The organism is Lysobacter sp. Root667 (genome assembly GCF_001427715.1).
GTDB lineage: Bacteria > Pseudomonadota > Gammaproteobacteria > Xanthomonadales > Xanthomonadaceae > Lysobacter.
On the sequence record NZ_LMHF01000010.1, the window covers coordinates 62661 to 79545 of the forward strand.

At 65.2% G+C, this 16885-nt stretch carries 17 protein-coding genes; 7 read left to right on the top strand and 10 right to left on the bottom strand.

Annotated features, from left to right (window positions below; genetic code table 11):
* The first annotated feature begins 90 nt into the window (after positions 1–90).
* Together ASD78_RS08120 and ASD78_RS08125 are read left to right on the top strand one after the other, a co-directional pair.
* Entirely contained in the window at positions 91–1053 is a 963-nt protein-coding gene (locus ASD78_RS08120) for a hypothetical protein (protein ID WP_056100090.1), read from the top strand.
* 28 nt (positions 1054–1081) lie between these two features.
* The gene (locus ASD78_RS08125; RefSeq protein WP_156087664.1) at positions 1082–1336 is read left to right on the top strand and encodes an antitoxin Xre/MbcA/ParS toxin-binding domain-containing protein; all 255 of its coding nucleotides are present in this window, start codon (positions 1082–1084) and stop codon (positions 1334–1336) included.
* 164 nt (positions 1337–1500) lie between these two features.
* Here ASD78_RS08125 and ASD78_RS08130 read toward each other — a convergent pair whose 3' ends face one another.
* Positions 1501–2085, bottom strand: coding sequence for a sugar O-acetyltransferase (locus ASD78_RS08130; RefSeq protein ID WP_235566469.1), 585 nt, complete (start codon positions 2083–2085; stop codon positions 1501–1503).
* 216 nt (positions 2086–2301) lie between these two features.
* Here ASD78_RS08130 and ASD78_RS08135 point away from each other — a divergent pair, with 216 nt between their 5' ends.
* Together ASD78_RS08135 and ASD78_RS08140 are read left to right on the top strand one after the other, a co-directional pair.
* Positions 2302–2949 (top strand): hypothetical protein, encoded by a 648-nt coding sequence (locus tag ASD78_RS08135; RefSeq protein ID WP_156087665.1) that lies wholly within the window; start codon positions 2302–2304, stop codon positions 2947–2949.
* Between the two features lie 3 nt (positions 2950–2952).
* Complete coding sequence (locus ASD78_RS08140) at positions 2953–4338, top strand: XVIPCD domain-containing protein (RefSeq protein ID WP_056100102.1); 1386 nt, start codon at positions 2953–2955, stop codon at positions 4336–4338.
* 140 nt (positions 4339–4478) lie between these two features.
* Here the strand turns inward: ASD78_RS08140 and ASD78_RS08145 are convergent, their stop codons facing one another.
* From ASD78_RS08145 to ASD78_RS08155, 3 genes are all read right to left on the bottom strand, one after another.
* Entirely contained in the window at positions 4479–5072 is a 594-nt protein-coding gene (locus tag ASD78_RS08145; RefSeq protein ID WP_056100106.1) for an SDR family oxidoreductase, read from the bottom strand.
* A gap of 31 nt (positions 5073–5103) precedes the next feature.
* Positions 5104–5619: a hypothetical protein gene (locus ASD78_RS08150; protein WP_056100109.1), complete on the bottom strand. Its 516-nt coding sequence runs from the start codon at positions 5617–5619 to the stop codon at positions 5104–5106.
* Positions 5620–5753: 134 nt separating this feature from the next.
* Positions 5754–6344, bottom strand: coding sequence for a class I SAM-dependent methyltransferase (locus ASD78_RS08155; protein ID WP_200944153.1), 591 nt, complete (start codon positions 6342–6344; stop codon positions 5754–5756).
* Between the two features lie 247 nt (positions 6345–6591).
* On the opposite strand from ASD78_RS08155, the gene ASD78_RS08160 reads away from it, so the two are divergent.
* Complete coding sequence (locus ASD78_RS08160; RefSeq protein ID WP_200944140.1) at positions 6592–7077, top strand: VOC family protein; 486 nt, start codon at positions 6592–6594, stop codon at positions 7075–7077.
* Positions 7078–7162: 85 nt separating this feature from the next.
* Here ASD78_RS08160 and ASD78_RS08165 read toward each other — a convergent pair whose 3' ends face one another.
* The 5 genes from ASD78_RS08165 to ASD78_RS08190 form a co-directional block, all read right to left on the bottom strand.
* Entirely contained in the window at positions 7163–8710 is a 1548-nt protein-coding gene (locus ASD78_RS08165) for an FAD-dependent monooxygenase (RefSeq protein WP_200944141.1), read from the bottom strand.
* 764 nt (positions 8711–9474) lie between these two features.
* Entirely contained in the window at positions 9475–10254 is a 780-nt protein-coding gene (locus ASD78_RS08175; protein WP_056100119.1) for a hypothetical protein, read from the bottom strand.
* 77 nt (positions 10255–10331) lie between these two features.
* Complete coding sequence (locus ASD78_RS08180) at positions 10332–11300, bottom strand: MBL fold metallo-hydrolase (RefSeq protein WP_056100121.1); 969 nt, start codon at positions 11298–11300, stop codon at positions 10332–10334.
* A gap of 37 nt (positions 11301–11337) precedes the next feature.
* On the bottom strand, positions 11338–11736 hold the full coding sequence (locus ASD78_RS08185) for a hypothetical protein (protein ID WP_056100124.1): 399 nt from the start codon (positions 11734–11736) through the stop codon (positions 11338–11340).
* Between the two features lie 82 nt (positions 11737–11818).
* Positions 11819–12226 carry a hypothetical protein gene (locus ASD78_RS08190; RefSeq protein ID WP_056100127.1) on the bottom strand — a complete coding sequence of 136 codons (408 nt, stop codon included), beginning with the start codon at positions 12224–12226 and terminating at the stop codon, positions 11819–11821.
* A 537-nt stretch (positions 12227–12763) separates the two neighbouring features.
* On the opposite strand from ASD78_RS08190, the gene ASD78_RS08195 reads away from it, so the two are divergent.
* Positions 12764–15178 carry an excinuclease ABC subunit UvrA gene (locus tag ASD78_RS08195; RefSeq protein WP_056100129.1) on the top strand — a complete coding sequence of 805 codons (2415 nt, stop codon included), beginning with the start codon at positions 12764–12766 and terminating at the stop codon, positions 15176–15178.
* A 163-nt stretch (positions 15179–15341) separates the two neighbouring features.
* Positions 15342–16148, top strand: a complete 807-nt coding sequence (locus ASD78_RS08200; protein ID WP_056100132.1) for an alpha/beta hydrolase — start codon at positions 15342–15344, stop codon at positions 16146–16148.
* Between the two features lie 100 nt (positions 16149–16248).
* On the opposite strand, the gene ASD78_RS08205 is transcribed toward ASD78_RS08200, so the two are convergent.
* Entirely contained in the window at positions 16249–16719 is a 471-nt protein-coding gene (locus ASD78_RS08205) for a gamma-glutamylcyclotransferase family protein (RefSeq protein WP_200944142.1), read from the bottom strand.
* Positions 16720–16885 lie beyond the last annotated feature (166 nt).

Genomic DNA, 16885 nt, shown 5'->3' on the forward strand with positions numbered 1-16885 from the left:
CGGGCGAACCGCTTTCTCCTCCGCCGGCAAAGCGCGCTTTGGTCGAGTGGCCGAAATGCACTGCTCCCGACCCAGGACATCCCCAACCACATGGATGTATTCGATCTTCTTTCTTACAAGCTTGAGCATTTCTTGGGCATTCGCCCGCGCTCGATGGCGCCAGGCGCCGTGTTCTATGAAGAGGACGAGCCTTCGCTGCTATCCCTCGTCGCTCGAAAGCGCGACGGCGCAAGCCTCTGCGTGAGCCGTTGGGGCGACCTGTTTCCCGTGAGCGCCTTCGAAAACGTCATGGCGACCAAGGGGTTCACGGAATCGGACTGCTATGCCCTGCTCTTGGTCCTGTCGCGCTTTGGTTATCTGCTTGAGATCGACAACCGTCAACGGCCCCGCAAGGACTACTTCATCTTCTACTACCTGGTGCAGTTGACCAGCCTGAAGAACGGCCCGCTCGATACGGACGAAGCAATCAGGAATCACATGCTCAGGTTCTTGCTTTTCGAGCTGAGCATCGACGACGAAGCCTATCGGCGCTTCAGCATCGAGGGGAATCAAGTGCAGATGGCCACCGATTCGCTGGGGCCGGTGCCGTTCCTGGAGGTGATCGAACGGGTTTACGAAGCGCTGCAGCAGATCATCGTGGGCGAAGACGATTTGCTCGGCACGCTGAAGACCTACCAGACCGGTATCGTGAAGCTGCTGGCCACCCCCGACGGCACCACTTACCGACTCCCCCTTGGCGATCGGCGCCACGGGCTCATCTATCCGGATGTCTTCATGCAGGCGCTAACCGGGGATCGGAAACAGGTGATGGAGGCGCTGATCAGCGCCGTCGGCGCGGATCAGACGGCGGAAAGCCGCTTCGTCTCCCGTCTCATCCTGATGAACTATTCCTTCCATGTGTTGGGAAGCAGGCCGCAGGAGATTTCGGCGCTGCAGAACCATGTTCAAGACGAGGCGTTGTTCGGCAAGTTGCTCGAAGCGCTGTCCATTTTCCGGCCGCCGCCGCTTAGCCGCCAATCGATACAGGAAGAGCGCCGTTGCCCCGTCGAGTAAGATGGAGACACAAGCGGGGAAACTATCGATGGATCCGGCCTGGGACGAATTTTCGGCGATATGCCGGCAGGATTTTGTTGGTTGCGAGTTCCAGGAGGCGCTGCTGAAAGTCTGCGGCGGGAACGAAGACATCGCGTGGGCCGTCTACTTCCATTGCCGCGGCGACGCGATCGCCTGGACGCGCCGATCCGTCCCGGCCCTAGGCGGAAAAACCCCGGCGTCGCTCATAGAGGCCGGACGCGGCGACGAAGTAAGGGCATGCCTTTGGTCGATGCCCTGCTAGCGCATGCTGGTGTTCGCTTCTGGCCGAGGGCGGGCATCGATCCATGGCGGATACCTCACGAAGGCGCTGACACCCGCCTTCCGTGAGCAATCCCTCCGCGAGAAAGCCATTGCACCTACGGAAGGATCATCGCCCCCCGCTACCCGAATCCGCGTCGCCCGCGCTCAGTCGCCGATCGCCCGTATGAGCCTCGCCGGGTTTCCAGCGACCAGCACGTTCGGCGGGACATCTTTGGTCACCACCGCTCCGGCCGCGACGACCGAGTTCTCGCCGACCGTCACGCCGCCGATGATCGTGGCGCCGGCGGCGATCCAGACGTTGCACTCGATCACGATGGGCTTTGCGACGACGAAGGCACGCCGCTGCGACGGCTCGACGGGGTGGCCGGTGGTGATGAGGCTCACGTTCGGCCCGATCATCACGTCGTCGCCGATGTCGAGCCCGCCCAGATCGTAGAAGGTGCAGTTCTGGTTGACGAAGACATTACGCCCGACACGGATGTCGAGCCCGTTGGCGGTGTAGAACGGCGGTATCAGCAGAAAACTGGCGTCGACCGGCTTGCCGATCAGGTCGCTGAACAAGGCCCGGACCTCATCTGCATCGTTGTAGGTCAAACGATTGAGGGTGGCGGTGATCGCCATCGCCCGTTTGACGTTGGCCGACATGGCCGCCGATTCCGGGGTTCCCCTGGGGATGGTGCGGGTTCGGTCTTCGTTCGGCATTCGTTTCCCGCTCAGAAGGTTCGACACGATGCTTCTCGGTCCGCTCAGCGTGGGTGCTGGCCGAGGGGCCTCGCAGTATGTGCCGCGCCTTCTAGCGTAACGGGTGTGTCCGTCGCCGACCACTGCGCACATTGCGTATTGATTCTCCATGCTTGATGACGCTCTTCCGTCAGAGGCGCGGTGCGCCGGCGCTCGAAGGTCGGTACTCTTTGCGGCAAGCCGCTTCAAGGAAGGAACGTCACCATGCTGATGCGCAACGGATTTCCGAATGCTCTACCGGCGATCCGACTGACCGCACTGACCTGCCTACTCTGCGTCGGCGCTTGCGCCACTACGGCCGCGGGCCCTGCAGCGGTTCAGGAGAAGCCCGCCATGACGGAGTCGATACCCGCCACCGCCAACGACATGCTCGACGCACAACAGCTCAACGAGCGGGTGCTGGCCTGGATTCTGAGCGTGCGCGATGCCCGGGATCTATCCGCACAGAATATCGAGAAGCATACCGGGATCAAGTTCAAGGTCGACCCCGAAGACCCCAACGGTTTCTATGCGGTCGGTGCGCTGACTGGGGCTTGGCGGTACTCGCTGACATCGGTAAATGCCCTCCCCGGCTCCCACCCCAGTCGCGTGCATTTTGATATGGGCGTTTCCGGCGACAAGGACGCCGACATGACACCGGTCTGCGTGGGATTGGATAGCTACCAGCATGCCCTCACTGCGGCCGGATTCAAGCTGTCGCAACTCCCTCCCCGGAACGGCGTGGAGTATCGCTACTTCATGAACGGGAAGGTCGGCGTAAGAATTCATCTTCGCGGCAAGACTAAGCGTTACGACGAACAGCTCTGTGTGTTCAGAGTCGTCACTGGCGCGTTGGGTCAAAACGAGCAATGAGGAATGTCTAAGGCTCAAGAAGAACAACTCACCGCACAGAACAAGCTCGACTCCATGCTGGCGGATTTCGAGCGTCGGACTCGGACCGAATTAACGCATCCTGGGAAGATTTTTTCGGATATCCTCGATAACACGCCCGAGCTTAAGACGCAGTTTCTACTTGCGGTCGAAAGTGGCCACCTACTTAAGCTTGGAGCTGAAGCCGATCCGCGATTCAACGGAAGCTACAACCACATCGACGGCACCTTGAGCCTCTCGACAGCGATGCTGAATGCTGCTGGCCCGAATCAGTCGGCCGCGGACAGGGTGGAAAACGCCAACTTCGTTCGCTTCACCTCTGGCCACGAAATTGATCATGCGCTCTCCCGCGACCATGTGCTGAATTTAGGCCAGCAGTTCCGCGAACGAGTCGCTGCAATCGCCAACAATCCATCGCCTCACGACTACACCGCCCCATTGAAAGCCTTCAATGAAGGATCGCGCGAGCGTGAAGCGCGCGCCGAGATCGCCGGGTTCAATACCATGGCGTCCTACGTCAAGCGCGTCGATCCGCAGGCAACGTTGAGAAACTTGTATCTATCTGACGGTGGCGCGTCCAACTACATCGACGAAGGCGATCAGACCCCTCCGAGCTACACCCTCCAACCCGGCCTGCACATCAAATCCGACCTGCAACTGGACGCAGACAAAAGCCTGGAGGCGATGGCGAAGGCGTTCTACGACAGCAACCCCGGCTATCCGGCGCGGAACATCGATTGGGCATTCGGGGAAATCTACCGCCAGGAGGCCGTCGCACAGGCCGCCCACCCTGGCCGGCCCTTTCCCGAGATTCGGATCAATGTCCAGGAGATCGGCGTCAAGATGACCATGCCGCCCGATTTCATCGACACCAGCCGGCTGCAGACGGACAAGAGCGCGCCGGTCGCCGAGCCGCGCTCTGTTCCCAGCGCCAACGACCCCGGCCACCCGGACCATGCGCTGTTGGAGAAAATTCGCGACGGCGTTCGCGGCCTCGAGCAAAGCATCGGCAAGCCCTGGGACGACCGCAGCGAACGCTTGAGCGCAAGCGCGCTGTCTCTGGCCGTGGCAAGCAGGTTCGGCCCTGGCGACGACGTGAAGCTCGCACTGAACCGGCCGACCGAGCAGAACGCGGCGGGTGAACTGCTGTTCGTGTATCGACAGGGGCGTAACGCATCGCCCGACCCGGCCGCCAACTACGCGCACATGCCGATATCGCAAGCGCTTTCGCTGCCCACGTCGGAGCGCCTTGAGCAGGCCGCGACCTTGCGGGAGACGCAGGTGCTCGACCGGCAGTCGACGCCGGAAACCGCACAGAAGAATCAAGCAATGGAAGGCCAGTCGCAGACCGGGCCACGAATGCAGCACTAGTTGAAGGAGTTTTGCTTAGGTCCGCTGGCTTGATCGCCATTTCTACCGGAACGGCCGTCGACCCTGAAGACGGGGTCGATTCCAAGATCCGGATCCCGGCTTGCTCATCAAACTGGCGATGCCCAACGCTTACCGGGACATCATCGGGCTGGCTCGGCCAGCGGATGGGGATGGTGAACCTGCGGAAGATGGATCGCGCCGGACACATAACCGTCGAGCCAATCCCTGAAGCTGGTGTCGCCGAGCACGGCGGCGTCGCCGGGCGTCAGCATGGCGTCGTCCAGCACCGCGCCGTAGTAGCGGGCGGCGGCATCCGCGATCACCGGCCGGTCGTCCTGGTAGCTGTACATCACCCACTGCACCAGTTCGCTCAAGCGGAAGGGTTCGGGGCCGGCCACTTCGACCGTACCGCCCGATGGCGGCCGGATCGCGATGTCGGCGAGCACGTCGGCGACGACCGGCTGCACGCGCGCCGGCGACAGATGCACCAGATCCTTGCCGCTGCCCGGGGGAATGATATTGGCCATGAACTCAAAGAACTGGGTGGCCCGCACCAGGGTGTGCGGCACCCGCGCCTGCGCGACCAAGCGTTCCTGCACCTGCTTGGCGCGGAAGTAGGCGCTGCCCTGCAGGCGCGGCGTGCCGACGACCGACAGCGCCAGATAGTGGGCGACGCCCGCACGCGCCGCGGCCGCCAGCAGGTGTCGGATGCGCCGCTGCGGGCCGGACCGCACCGCAATGTCCAGCGAAGCTGCGCCAGCGCCTTCAGTCCGCTCGAAGCGTCGACAGCACCGCATTGGCCGCCGCGATCTCGGCCTCGCTGGCATCCACCGGCGTGATGACCACCACGTTGGCGAACCAGGCCATCTCCGAATGAACGCAACTGGTGTAACCGCGCGTTTCGGCGCCGGGGAGCCGGGCGACGACATGATGGTCGCAGGTCCACTCGGCGGGTAGCGCCAGGGCGTGCAAGGGCGAGTCCGGGCCCGCGGGTGCGACGCTGCCGAACTGGGTGCGCAGCCCCTCGCTCAGCTGACGGGCCACCACCGACTGCATGCGCAACGGCTTGAAGCTTTCGAACTCGGTGACGCCGATGGCCAGGCCGTTATCGCGATGCAGGATCATCAACTGCTTCGAGTCCGCCAGGCCCGGGCCTTTGAACTCCGCGGACCACTGGCCTTCATCGAACTTCAGCGCGACGTGGCGCAACGGCGCCGTAGCTGCGAAGCCGCCCTGCGCCGACGAGCAACCGGCCGACAGCAGTGCGCATAACAGGGCCATGCCCAGCCGATTCCGTTTCATCCCTATCCCCAAGTAGCCGCAACGCTTGCCGATTCTATAGCTTCGCCGTGCCGGGCACGCCTGACGATTGCGAGTGCCCGCTGCGCAGAAGGCACGCCCTGTAGGCGCCGCCGCTAGGACGGGTTGTAGGCGACCCAACCCTTGAACGTAAACCCGGCGTAGAACAGTTCGACGTTGTCGAATCCCGCTTGCTGCATCAGGGCCACGTCATGTTCGGGCGAGAGCAACGGCAGCCGGCTGCTGATCGCGGCGACCGCATTGCTCGCATCGAATCCGGGGACGCCCGACGCCACGGCGAATGCGGCGTAGCGATTCAACCAGCGCAACTTCTGATCTTCGGCCTGGGGGACGCTGTGGTGGGCCACGATCAGCGGCGCCCCCGGCTTCAAGCGTCGCCTGAGTTCGCTTAGGGTATGCAGGCGTTCTTGCTCAGGAAGAAAGTGCAAGGTCAGCAGGCAGGTGGCGCCGTCGAAGGGACCCTGCGGCGCGGTGTCGATGTAGCCTTCCTGCAGTTCGACACGCGCAGCGAGCGGCCCCAGGGTGTCGCCGGCCAGCTTCAGCATCTCGGCCGACGGGTCCACGCCCACGAAGCGCCACCCTGCCTGCGCTTCGGCGAAGACCTTCAATTCCAGACCGCCTCCGGCGCCGAGGACGAGCACGCGACCCTCCTGCGGAACGGTCTCGGCCAGCAGCAACGCGGCCATCTGTTGCATGGCATGAAAGCCGGGCACCTGCCTGACCGGACCTAGTGCGTAGCGAGAGACCGCTTGGGGATCGCAGAACGACAAGGCAGGACTCCTACGCTGGCTTAGGGCCGTCGCATGCTACTGCAAAGTGTCCACGCTCAGCCGGCTGCGGGCGTCGGCCACGCGACAGGCATGGCCGAGCTTCACGCCGACTCGACCGCGCCGCAGTAACCTCATCCTCCGGACTGGATTCAAGAGGCCCACCATGATCGCCAAACTGCAGCCATGTCTTTGGTTCGACGGAAATGCCGAAGAGGCATCGCGCTTCTATGCCGACACATTTCCAGGAAGCCGCATCGGCACGGTCATGCGCGCGCCAGGCGACTATCCCGACGGCATGGAAGACGATGTCCTGACCGTCGAGATGACCATATTCGAAATGCCGTTCCTGCTGCTGAACGGGGGCGCCCAGTTCAAGTTCAACGAAGCGGTGAGCTTCCAGGTGGCGACGAACGATCAGGTGGAGACCGATCGCTACTGGCAGGCCATTACGGACAACGGCGGCGAGGAGAGCATGTGCGGCTGGTGCAAGGACCGTTTCGGATTGTCCTGGCAGATCACCCCCAAGCGTCTGATCGAACTCATGGCACGCGGCGGCGAAACGGCGCAGCGCGCATTCAAGGCCATGATGACGATGAAGAAGATCGACATCGCCGCGCTCGATCGCGCGGTCAAGGGCGCTGACTCCTGAACCCCGAGCCTGCGACCGATCCGGCCGCAGGCTTGGGGCGAGTTTCCCCGCAGGATCACGCGCAACGGTCCTGGAGATCGGTGCGCTACGCCACGGCGGGCAACCCGAACCAGGTGGTCAGCGCCACCGTCAGTCCCAGGTCCGTGCCCTCGCCCACCCAGGCCACGTATCCGTCGGGCCGAATCAACACGGCAGTGGGCGCGGCGACCGTGCCGAGTGCCGGAAGCTCCCACTCGCCTTCGTAGACAGCGTCGATCGATTGGACCCGTTCGGCCCAAGGCGCGATATCCAGGCTGCCGGGCAGGCCTAGATTGAGCAGTAGCGGCCGCGCACGGTGCAGCAGGGCGTATACCCGCAGCGGGCCGTCGGCGGTGACCAGGTCGAGATCGGGCATCCGGCGTCCGAGCAAGGGATGTCCCTGGCCGAAGTCGTAATGGATGCCCAGCCCGGACATCATCGCCGCGTACCGTTTGCGCGGCTCATCCATGCGCAACAGCTCGGACATGGCCTCGCTCATGGCCTTGCTGCGCTCGTCGGTACGGTGCAGCGCGACCTGGGCCATCGTGTTGCGCAGCACGCGCGCCGCGATCGGATGGCGCTCGGCGTGGTAGCTGTCCAGCAGACTGTCCGGCGACACGCGATGTACCACTTGGGCCAGCTTCCATCCCAGGTTCACCGCATCCTGCACACCGGTGTTGAGGCCCTGTCCGCCCACCGGGCTGTGCACGTGTGCGGCGTCGCCGGCCAACAGCACCCGTCGCTCGCGGTAGGCCGCGGCCTGCCGCGTCGTATCGGTGAATCGGGAGATCCAGGTCGGGCTGTGCACGCCATAATCGGTTCCATGTGCCGCGATCAAGGCCTGACTGAGATCGCTCAGGCTGGGTTCGCTCGCGGGTCCGACCTGCGCTTCGGTCACCATGACCCGGATCGGCCCCGTGTCCTTGTAGATGATCTCGCCGTCGCGGATTTCGTACTCCAATCGGCCGAAGGAGTGCACGCCGAGGGCATTGCGGTGGATGCCCAAGCTCGGCATCTCGGTCATCTCGACCTCGGCGATCAGGCTGCTCGTGGTCGCGTCCCATCCGGGAAACTCGATGCCGGCCGCCTTGCGGACCAGGCTGCGTCCTCCGTCGCAGCCGACCAGATACTCCGCGCGCAGCGACCGACCGTCGGACAGCGCGACATCGACGCCGGTATCGTCCTGCGCGAATCCGATCACATCGCAGCCGCGATAGAACGTCACCGCTTGCTCGTCGACCCAGCCGGCGAGAATGCGTTCGATGTGGTTCTGCCACAGCCCCAGCCCGTAAGGATGCCGGGTGGGGAAGTCGCTGATGTCCAAGCGGGTGCCGGCGAATCCCGCGACCTGGGCCAGCTGCCCCTGCGAGAGGAACCGCTCGGCGATGCCGCGCTGATCGAGCACCTCGATCGTGCGCGCGTGCAGACCGCCTGCGCGCGCGCCGGCGAGTTCCGGGCTGGCGCGCCGCTCGACGACCGCGACATTCACGCCCGCCAGGGCCAACTCGCCCGCCAGCATCAGGCCGGTCGGACCGGCGCCGGCGATCACCACCGCATGGCCGCTCATGCCCACACCCCGGCCGGTGCGGTTGCGGTCGCCGCCGATGCGGCGCATGCCTGCGCATCGAGCATCCGCACAGTGGGGCCTGGGACCGGCCCGGCAAGCACACACCATTCTTCTTTCGCTGACAGCATGCTCATTTCGTCGCTCCAAAGCCCACGGGGTCGGGCTTTCGGCTGGCGATTTAGCGACACGGCCCGGGGCTTGCCGCAAGCCCCCCATGCGCTAAGATATTGATAGGGACGGGGTGTGTTCTGCCCCCTGCTCCCATTTATCCTCCTGCACAGACCAGCGCTTCCCGCGAGCGCGCAGCGCGATGTACGGCGGCGCCATCGGCCTGGAGCAGGCGTCCGTGGGCTTATAAATCCAGGCCGCAGGGCGCAGAGTCTGCGCTCGCTATTGCGGCGACGCAGCAAACCCGCCTCTGCTTCAGCACCGGTGCTGCCTGCGTGGTGCAGTGCGGCAGAACAGCGCTGTGCCGCTGCGTACTCAGCAGGCGCTGACGTATATCGCGGTCGCCAACGCCAACACCGTCTTCGGACTCAGCACCGCCGGCGAGGTCTACCAGCTCGTCAACATGCCCTACCAACCCACGCCTCCAGGCGCCGATGTAGCATGCCGGCACCAGCCCGGACGGCAGCGTCTGGGGCGTCGACGGCAACGGCACCATCTCCATCCGGATCGGCGCCGGCATTGCCGTCGGCGCGGATCATCACCTGCACCACTGTTTCAAGTCGCCGCTGTGGCAGGAGCGCCAGAAGGAGCCGCCTTCGGCCTGATGCGCCGGAGCCCTAGCTCGCGCCGCCAGGCTTGCGCGCTCACGCCTTCGGTATCGTCGCGAGTTTGGCGGTCTTGATCATGCGCTGCGCGCGCCGGCCGGTACGGCCTTGCTTCAGCGCCCGGCGTTTTGCGGCCAAGGCATCGCCTTCATGCTCGAAGGTCAGGTTGTCGGCCTTCTTCGGATCGAAATAGCCGACGTAGCCGCCGTGCGCGACGCCGAACGATGGCAGGCTGAAGGCCTTCTTCCCCACCGTCACGGCGCCCATGAAATTGTTGCGCGAACCCGGCTCCGGCGTGGGCGTGAAGTACAAGGGCAGCACGAAATCCGCAACGCCAATGCCGTCGATCGGGTAGGACTGCGCCTGCACGGCGTCGCACATCTCGAACCAATGGAACACGTCGCGGTCGAGCCCGGCCGGATGCGGCCCCTGCACGACCAGATTGATCTGCGGGTCGGCGATCATTTCCAGCGCTTCATGCGAGAGGCTGACGCTCCAGTCCTCCTGCAGGCCCTTGCTCAAGTCCAGGTACACCACGCCTGCCGGGACGCCGCGGAAGTCGGTTTCGTGCGCGCCGGCCAGCTCCTCGTCGAACCTGTCCAGCACGTACAGCACGCCGTCGCCGCGCATGTCCATCGGATCGAACTTGAAACGCCGCTTGCCCCTGTGGGCCGTGTGCCCTTCCAGGCGGAGCGTCGCACCGAAGCCCCAGTAGGGCTCGAAGTCGCGCGCGATCTGGACGTTGATCGCCCGGATCACTTCCTGCATGCGGATGTCGCTGATGGCGCCGTGGCTCAGATTGAACACCGAGACGATCATGACCTGCCCTCCGTTGGCTCGACATCCGGGGCCAACGTCGGATGCGCGGAGGACAGGCCAGGACCGCTACCGCCCGATCAGTTCTCGGGCACCCAGACGAAGCCTTCGCCCTGCGCCTTGACGTGGCCAAGGCCCGGGAACGGGAAATGCACCGCGTACAGGCGCAGATTGCCGTCGGCGGCGCGTTGCAGCAGCGCACGGCGGCTGGCCTGGGCCAGCGGCGCGTTCATGTCGTACTGCACGGTCCACTCCGGACGCTGCACCGAGATCACGAAATGGTGCGCGGTGTCGCCGATGTAGAGCAGGCGCTGGTCGCCCGATGCGATTTCATACGCGCTGTGGCCCGGCGTATGCCCGTCCACGGCCACCGCGGTGACCACGCCGGGAACGATCGCGGCGCCAGGCTGAAAGGTCGCGACCTTGGGCGTCATCGCGGCCACCAGCTTGGCTGAATCGCGGTCCTTCTTCAGCGATTCCCATTCCGGCGCCGAGAGGTGGATGGAAGCATTGGGAAAGGCCAGCTTGCCCTCTTTGGTAAGCAAGCCGCCGGTGTGGTCCGGGTGCTGGTGCGAGAGGAAGATGTCCGTGACCTGCGAGGGCTCGACCCCGGCGGCACGCAACGACGCCGGCAGGCGCCCGGCGCGCGCGAACGAGGCGTCGGCCGCACCGGTGTCGAACAGCAGGACGCGATCGCCGCTGCGGACCAGCAGCGGCTGGATGCTCAGGTGCAGCACGTCGGTCGGCTGCCCGGCCGCGCTCAGCAGCGCGTTCACCGCCTCGGCCGGCTGGCCGATGGCGAAGGTCTTGCCGTCGTTGGGGGCATCGATGTCGCCGTCTTTCAGCGCGGCCGCGTCCAGCGCGCCGATCTTGAAGCGCAGCACGTCGGGGTTCGCGGCTTGGGGGGCCGCGGCCTGGGGCGCCGTGGTCGGGGCCGCGGCGACCGGAGCGGGCGTGTCGCTTGCGGCCGGTTGCGGCTTGGAGCAACCGGCGAGCATCGCGCCGGCCAGACTTGCGGCGATCAGGAGGGAGAGGTGGGTGCGGGTCATGGACAGCTCCGGGATTTCGGGGGGAGGTGGTGTGGCGTTATGGGTGCTCTGCGCGCTTTTCCAACAGCGTCAGATAGTCCGTACATATCTTCAGCTTCTCGGGCGCAGGCTTGTTGCCGAGTTTGGTCTCGAAGTCCTGGATCATCGCCGCGTTGTAGTCCTCCAGCGACTGCCAACCTTTGGGCGGCTGGCTCGCCGCCACGGCATGGCCGCGATCGACGGAGGCCTGGTTTAGAAGGAACCATGCCTGCGAGGCGCCGTGCAACCGCGCTTCGTCCTGCAGCACCGGACCGCAAATCTTGACGGTGCTGGGGATGCCGACGCTTCTGAGGTAATTCATCCAGTCCGAGAGTTCGGCATCCGTCGGCTGTTTCTGGTCGGCCCAGGCATTCGCGGAAGCGAGCAGCAACAGGACCATCGTCACGCTAAGTTTCATGGCAGCTCTCGTATGTGTCGCCGTGCGAATCCGCCGCCCCCCGAAGCGGGACCGGACGGACGGTTGCGGCCGGAATCCGTATTCAATCGCCGATCCAGCCGGAGCCATACGGCGGGCCACAGCGCTGCGCCAGTTCCGGATAGGCACGGGCGACGTAGTCCTCCGGCAGGTCGCCGCCGCCGAAGGTCGTGGTCGCACCGAAGCGGACGATCTGACCCGTGTGGGTCTCGCGCAGGAACAGGCCCGACGCATCGCGGCCCAGTTCCGTTCCCTGGTGCCAAAGCACCGTCTCGATATAGCGGCCGCTCGCGATTTTCACGCAGCCCTTTTCTACGACGAGCTTGCCCGTTTTCGCAGCCGTAAGCCGCATCTCTTCGGTGCCGGGCGGCGGCGGCGCCAGCATCGGGAGAAACGGCAGCGCCTCATTGGGGCCGGCACTGGCGCAACCCAGCAACAGCGCACTCATCAGCAATCCGATTGCGATCTTCATCCGTGTCCTGCCTTGTGGAAGGTGCCGGTTCAATGGCGGGCCTGGGGTGGCGGCCGTCTGCACTGATCCCGCATGGCCAAGAATAGCGCCGCGCCGACCGGACTGAACGGATTTGGCCGGCCATGCGCCAGCTTGTTGGCCGTACCCGGCTCGCATAGGCTCCACGCGGACCGGCGGACTGGATCGCCCAGGCGGTACGTACACGGATCCATGAGCGAATCCGCGCGTCGGTCTGATCGGTCTGCCGCATGGGGAGCGGGCGACCGGACCGGTCAGGAATCGAGAAGCGCCGGCCACCACGCCGGACCTAGCATGACGGCCCGACCTGGACCCAGGACGACTGCCACGTTCCGCTGTTCCCGCTCGCCCTGTTGCTGTTGACTGGACTGTATCTGTTCGCGCTTCCCTATATCACCAAATGGCGCGGCGGACGAAATACCGTCGGCCAGTAACTACACTGATGCAAGCTGGCCGGATCGAGCCAGGCGATGCCGCCGATCGCCACGACGGCGGCCCAGCCCACCCCATGGAGACACGATGAGCAAGGCCACCAGGAAAGACGCGCCGTCGTCCGCGTCGCATGCAGCCGATCGCCACGATCTGATCCGCGTGCATGGCGCGCGCGTGAACAATCTCAAGGACGTCAGCATCGATATCCCCAAGCGCCGGCTGACGGTATTCACCGGCGTTTCCGGCTCGGGCAAGAGCTCGCTGGTGTTCGGCACGATCGCCGCGGAGTCGCAGCGCCTGATCAACGAGACCTACAGCGCCTTCGTGCAGGGCTTCATGCCGACACTGGCGCGGCCCGATGTCGACGTACTCGACGGGCTGACCACGGCGATCATCGTCGACCAGGAACGGATGGGGGCCGATCCCCGCTCCACGGTCGGCACGGCCACCGATGCCAACGCGATGCTGCGCATCCTCTTCAGCCGCCTGGGCAAGCCGCATATCGGCTCGCCCAGCGCATTCGCCTTCAACGTGCCCTCGGTCAAGGCGGCCGGCGCGATCACCGTCGAGCGCGGCACTCGCACCAAGACCGTCAAGGAAACCTTCAACCGCATCGGCGGCATGTGCCCGCGCTGCGAAGGTCGCGGCTCGGTCACCGACTTCGACCTGTCGCAGCTGTACGACGACAGCAAGTCGCTCAACGAAGGCGCGCTCACGATTCCCGGCTACAGCATGGAAGGCTGGTACGGCCGCATCTTCAGGGGCTGCGGCTACTTCGATCCGGACAAGCCGATCCGCAAGTTCAGCAAGAAGGAACTGAACGACCTGCTCTACAAGGAGCCGACCAAGATCAAGGTCGACGGCATCAACCTGACCTACGCCGGCCTGGTCCCGACGATCCAGAAATCGTTCCTGGCCAAGGACATCGATGCGATGCAGCCGCACATCCGCGCGTTCGTGGAGAAGGTAATCACCTTCAGCATTTGTCCCGACTGCGACGGAACCCGGCTCAGCGAGGCGGCCCGCTCGTCCAGGATCAGGAAGATCAACATCGCCGACGCCTGCGCGATGCAGATCAGCGACCTGGCGCAATGGGTCCGCGGTCTGGACGAGCCGTCGGTGGCGCCGCTGCTGGCCAAGCTGGCGCACACCCTGGATTCGTTCGTGGAGATCGGCTTGGGTTACCTCTCGCTGGACCGGCCGGCCGGCACGCTGTCGGGCGGCGAGGCGCAGCGCACCAAGATGATCCGCCACCTCGGCTCCTCGCTCACCGATGTCACCTACGTCTTCGACGAACCCACGATCGGGCTGCACCCCCACGACATCCAGCGCATGAACGAGCTGCTGCTGCAGTTGCGCGACAAGGGCAATACCGTACTGGTGGTCGAGCACAAGCCCGAGGCGATCGCTATCGCCGATCACGTCGTCGACCTAGGACCCGGTGCGGGCACCGCCGGCGGCGAGGTGGTGTTCGAGGGCAGCATCGACGGGCTGCGCGCCGCCGGCACCTTGACCGGCCGGCACCTGGACGACCGCGCCTCCTTGAAACCTTCGGTTCGGAAGCCTTCGGGCGCGCTGAAAGTGCGCGGCGCCGGCCTCCACAATCTGCAGAAGGTCGACGTCGACATTCCGCTCGGCGTCTTGACGGTGATCACCGGCGTGGCCGGGTCGGGCAAGAGCTCTCTGATCCACGGCTCGGTGTCGGGCCAGGACGGGGTGGTGACTGTCGACCAGGGCGCGATTCGCGGCTCGCGCCGCAGCAACCCGGCGACCTACACCGGCCTGCTGGATTCGATCCGCAACGCCTTCGCCAAGGCTAACGGCGTGAAACCGGCGCTGTTCAGCGCCAACTCCGAGGGCGCCTGCCCGACCTGCAACGGTGCCGGGGTCGTCTACACCGATCTGGGGATGATGGCCGGAGTCGCCGCCCCGTGCGAGGACTGCGAGGGCAAGCGCTACCAGGCCGAGGTTCTGAAGTACAAATTCGGCGGCAAGGACATCAGCGAGGTGCTCGCGATGCCGGTTGCGGAGGCCGAGCAGTTCTTCGGCTCGGGCAAGGCGGAGATTCCCGCCGCGCACAAGATTCTGTCCCGCCTCGCCGACGTCGGGCTCGGCTACCTCAGCCTCGGTCAGCCGCTGACCACGCTATCGGGCGGCGAGCGGCAGCGGCTCAAGCTGGCCACCCACATGGGCGAGAAGGGCGGCGTCTATGTGCTCGACGAGCCGACCAGCGGCCTCCACCTCGCCGACGTCGAACAGCTGCTCGGCCTGCTCGACCGGCTCGTCGACTCCGGCAAGTCGGTCATCGTCATCGAACACCACCAGGCGGTGATGGCGCACGCCGACTGGATCATCGACCTGGGCCCCGGCGCCGGCCACGACGGCGGCAGAGTGGTCTTCGAGGGCACGCCCGCCGAGCTGATCAAGGGCCGCGCCACTCTGACCGGCAAGCACCTTGCCGCCTATGTCGTCCCGCAGGGGAAGTCGGCGCGGAAAACCTGAAGCCGGTTTTACGACGAACCGAAGCAACCCTATTTCACGAAGTTCCGTCCAGCGTTTCAGTACCGGCGAGTTGCATTCGAGTTCGCGGCCTTCCATGGCCGATGGCTGTTCCGAACGCGAGATCCGGTGCGGCTTGATTGTTTCGGTATCTCATAGGCTGAGCATGTCTTTGATTCAGATCCAGGAACTGCAGGTAGCCACCGAACTGGGACGCCTCTACGTCAAGCGCTGGACGCCCGCGAGGCACGATCAACGCGCCCCCATCGTCCTGTTCCACGACTCGCTGGGTTGCGTGGAGTTGTGGCGCGATTTTCCGGAACGACTGGCGGGCACGACAGGCCGCAGCGTGATCGCGTACGACCGCCTCGGCTTTGGCCGATCCGACCCTCATCCCGGAGTGCTGGATATCGGTTTCGTTAATGACCAGGCCGATCACACCTTTCGTTGCTTGCGCGAGGAACTCGGCATTGCACGGTTCGTGGCGTTCGGCCACAGCGTCGGCGGTGGCATGGCCGTCGCCTGCGCTGCGCGCTACGCCCACGACTGCCGAGGCCTGATCACGGAATCCGCCCAAGCCTTCGTTGAAGATCGGACGATCGCGGGAATCCTCGCCGCGCGTCAGGCATTCGCCGAGCCGGCGCAACGCGAGCGCCTGAGCAAATACCACGGCGAGAAGGCCGCCTGGGTGCTCAAGGCCTGGATCGACACCTGGTTGGCGCCGGCGTTCTCGGACTGGAACCTGGACGAGGCGCTGCACGGCGTCCGTTGTCCGCTGCTGGTGCTCCACGGCGAGCAGGACGAATACGGTTCGGCGCTGCATCCGCAGCGTATTGCGCGGCTATCGCAAGGGCCCGCGTCCATGCACCTGCTTCACGACTGCGGTCATGTACCGCATCGCGAAGCCGCGGATACGGTACTGCGGATCGTCGATCGCTGGCTGCAGACGGCCGTGGATCGGGCGCCTTCGTAGCTTGCCGGCTGCCGCGGGCTCATGGCCCCGACGGAGTCGCAAGCAGGGCCTCTACTCGCGAGGTCGCGCGCGCCGGGCAGCGGCCTGGGCCTGGATGCGCTCAACCGCCGCCTGCGGTGCCGGCCGACGATCCATCTCCGCTGAGTTTGTAGATGTAGGCGTCCACGGCCGTGCCGTCTGCGAGCTTCACCGTGGTCAGCACGCGCTGATAGCCCTCGCCTTCGAACTCGTCGATGCGGTCCCAATGCTCGGCCAGGCTTGCCGAGCTGAAGACCAGACCGCTGATTTCATCGCCATGCTCGTCAAGCACGATGCCGGGATAGCCGACCGCCGCGCCCCAGCCTTCCTGCACCAGCGAGCCGATGACCGTCGCCTGCTCCCATCGGCCGGGAATACCCGCCAGGACGTGCTCGTTGGGCCGCCCCGGGGCGAGCGTTCCGTAAACGAAGAGTCGATGCATCAACGTTCCCTCAAAGACAGTCAGCGCGCGACGGATCGCGAGACTCGAAGTGTGCGTCAACGAGCGTTCCGCTTCTAGCAGGCGCGGGCAGCCCATGAGTACGGTATCCAAACAGCGGGGCATCTGACGCGTGGGCCGGCTTGACGCATTCGCCAGACCGCGGCATTCGCCAATCGCCTGAGTGGGCCATACCGCGCGAGGCGGCCTGGCCCACAGGCAGTGCACGCGACGGCCTAGACCGTCGGCGTCGCTTCAGGACTCCTCACGTCGACAAGAT

Excerpts from the sequence above, each read along its gene's own strand:
- ASD78_RS08120 (WP_056100090.1), top strand. The coding sequence starts at position 91 with ATGGATGTATTCGATCTTCTTTCTTACAAGCTTGAGCATTTCTTGGGC.
- ASD78_RS08125 (WP_156087664.1), top strand. The coding sequence starts at position 1,082 with ATGGATCCGGCCTGGGACGAATTTTCGGCGATATGCCGGCAGGATTTT.
- ASD78_RS08135 (WP_156087665.1), top strand. The coding sequence starts at position 2,302 with ATGCTGATGCGCAACGGATTTCCGAATGCTCTACCGGCGATCCGACTG.
- ASD78_RS08140 (WP_056100102.1), top strand. The coding sequence starts at position 2,953 with ATGTCTAAGGCTCAAGAAGAACAACTCACCGCACAGAACAAGCTCGAC.
- ASD78_RS08150 (WP_056100109.1), bottom strand. The coding sequence starts at position 5,619 with ATGGCCCTGTTATGCGCACTGCTGTCGGCCGGTTGCTCGTCGGCGCAG.
- ASD78_RS08155 (WP_200944153.1), bottom strand. The coding sequence starts at position 6,344 with ATGGCCGCGTTGCTGCTGGCCGAGACCGTTCCGCAGGAGGGTCGCGTG.
- ASD78_RS08160 (WP_200944140.1), top strand. The coding sequence starts at position 6,592 with ATGATCGCCAAACTGCAGCCATGTCTTTGGTTCGACGGAAATGCCGAA.
- ASD78_RS08165 (WP_200944141.1), bottom strand. The coding sequence starts at position 8,710 with ATGCGCCGCATCGGCGGCGACCGCAACCGCACCGGCCGGGGTGTGGGC.
- ASD78_RS08175 (WP_056100119.1), bottom strand. The coding sequence starts at position 10,254 with ATGATCGTCTCGGTGTTCAATCTGAGCCACGGCGCCATCAGCGACATC.
- ASD78_RS08180 (WP_056100121.1), bottom strand. The coding sequence starts at position 11,300 with ATGACCCGCACCCACCTCTCCCTCCTGATCGCCGCAAGTCTGGCCGGC.
- ASD78_RS08185 (WP_056100124.1), bottom strand. The coding sequence starts at position 11,736 with ATGAAACTTAGCGTGACGATGGTCCTGTTGCTGCTCGCTTCCGCGAAT.
- ASD78_RS08190 (WP_056100127.1), bottom strand. The coding sequence starts at position 12,226 with ATGAAGATCGCAATCGGATTGCTGATGAGTGCGCTGTTGCTGGGTTGC.
- ASD78_RS08195 (WP_056100129.1), top strand. The coding sequence starts at position 12,764 with ATGAGCAAGGCCACCAGGAAAGACGCGCCGTCGTCCGCGTCGCATGCA.
- ASD78_RS08200 (WP_056100132.1), top strand. The coding sequence starts at position 15,342 with ATGTCTTTGATTCAGATCCAGGAACTGCAGGTAGCCACCGAACTGGGA.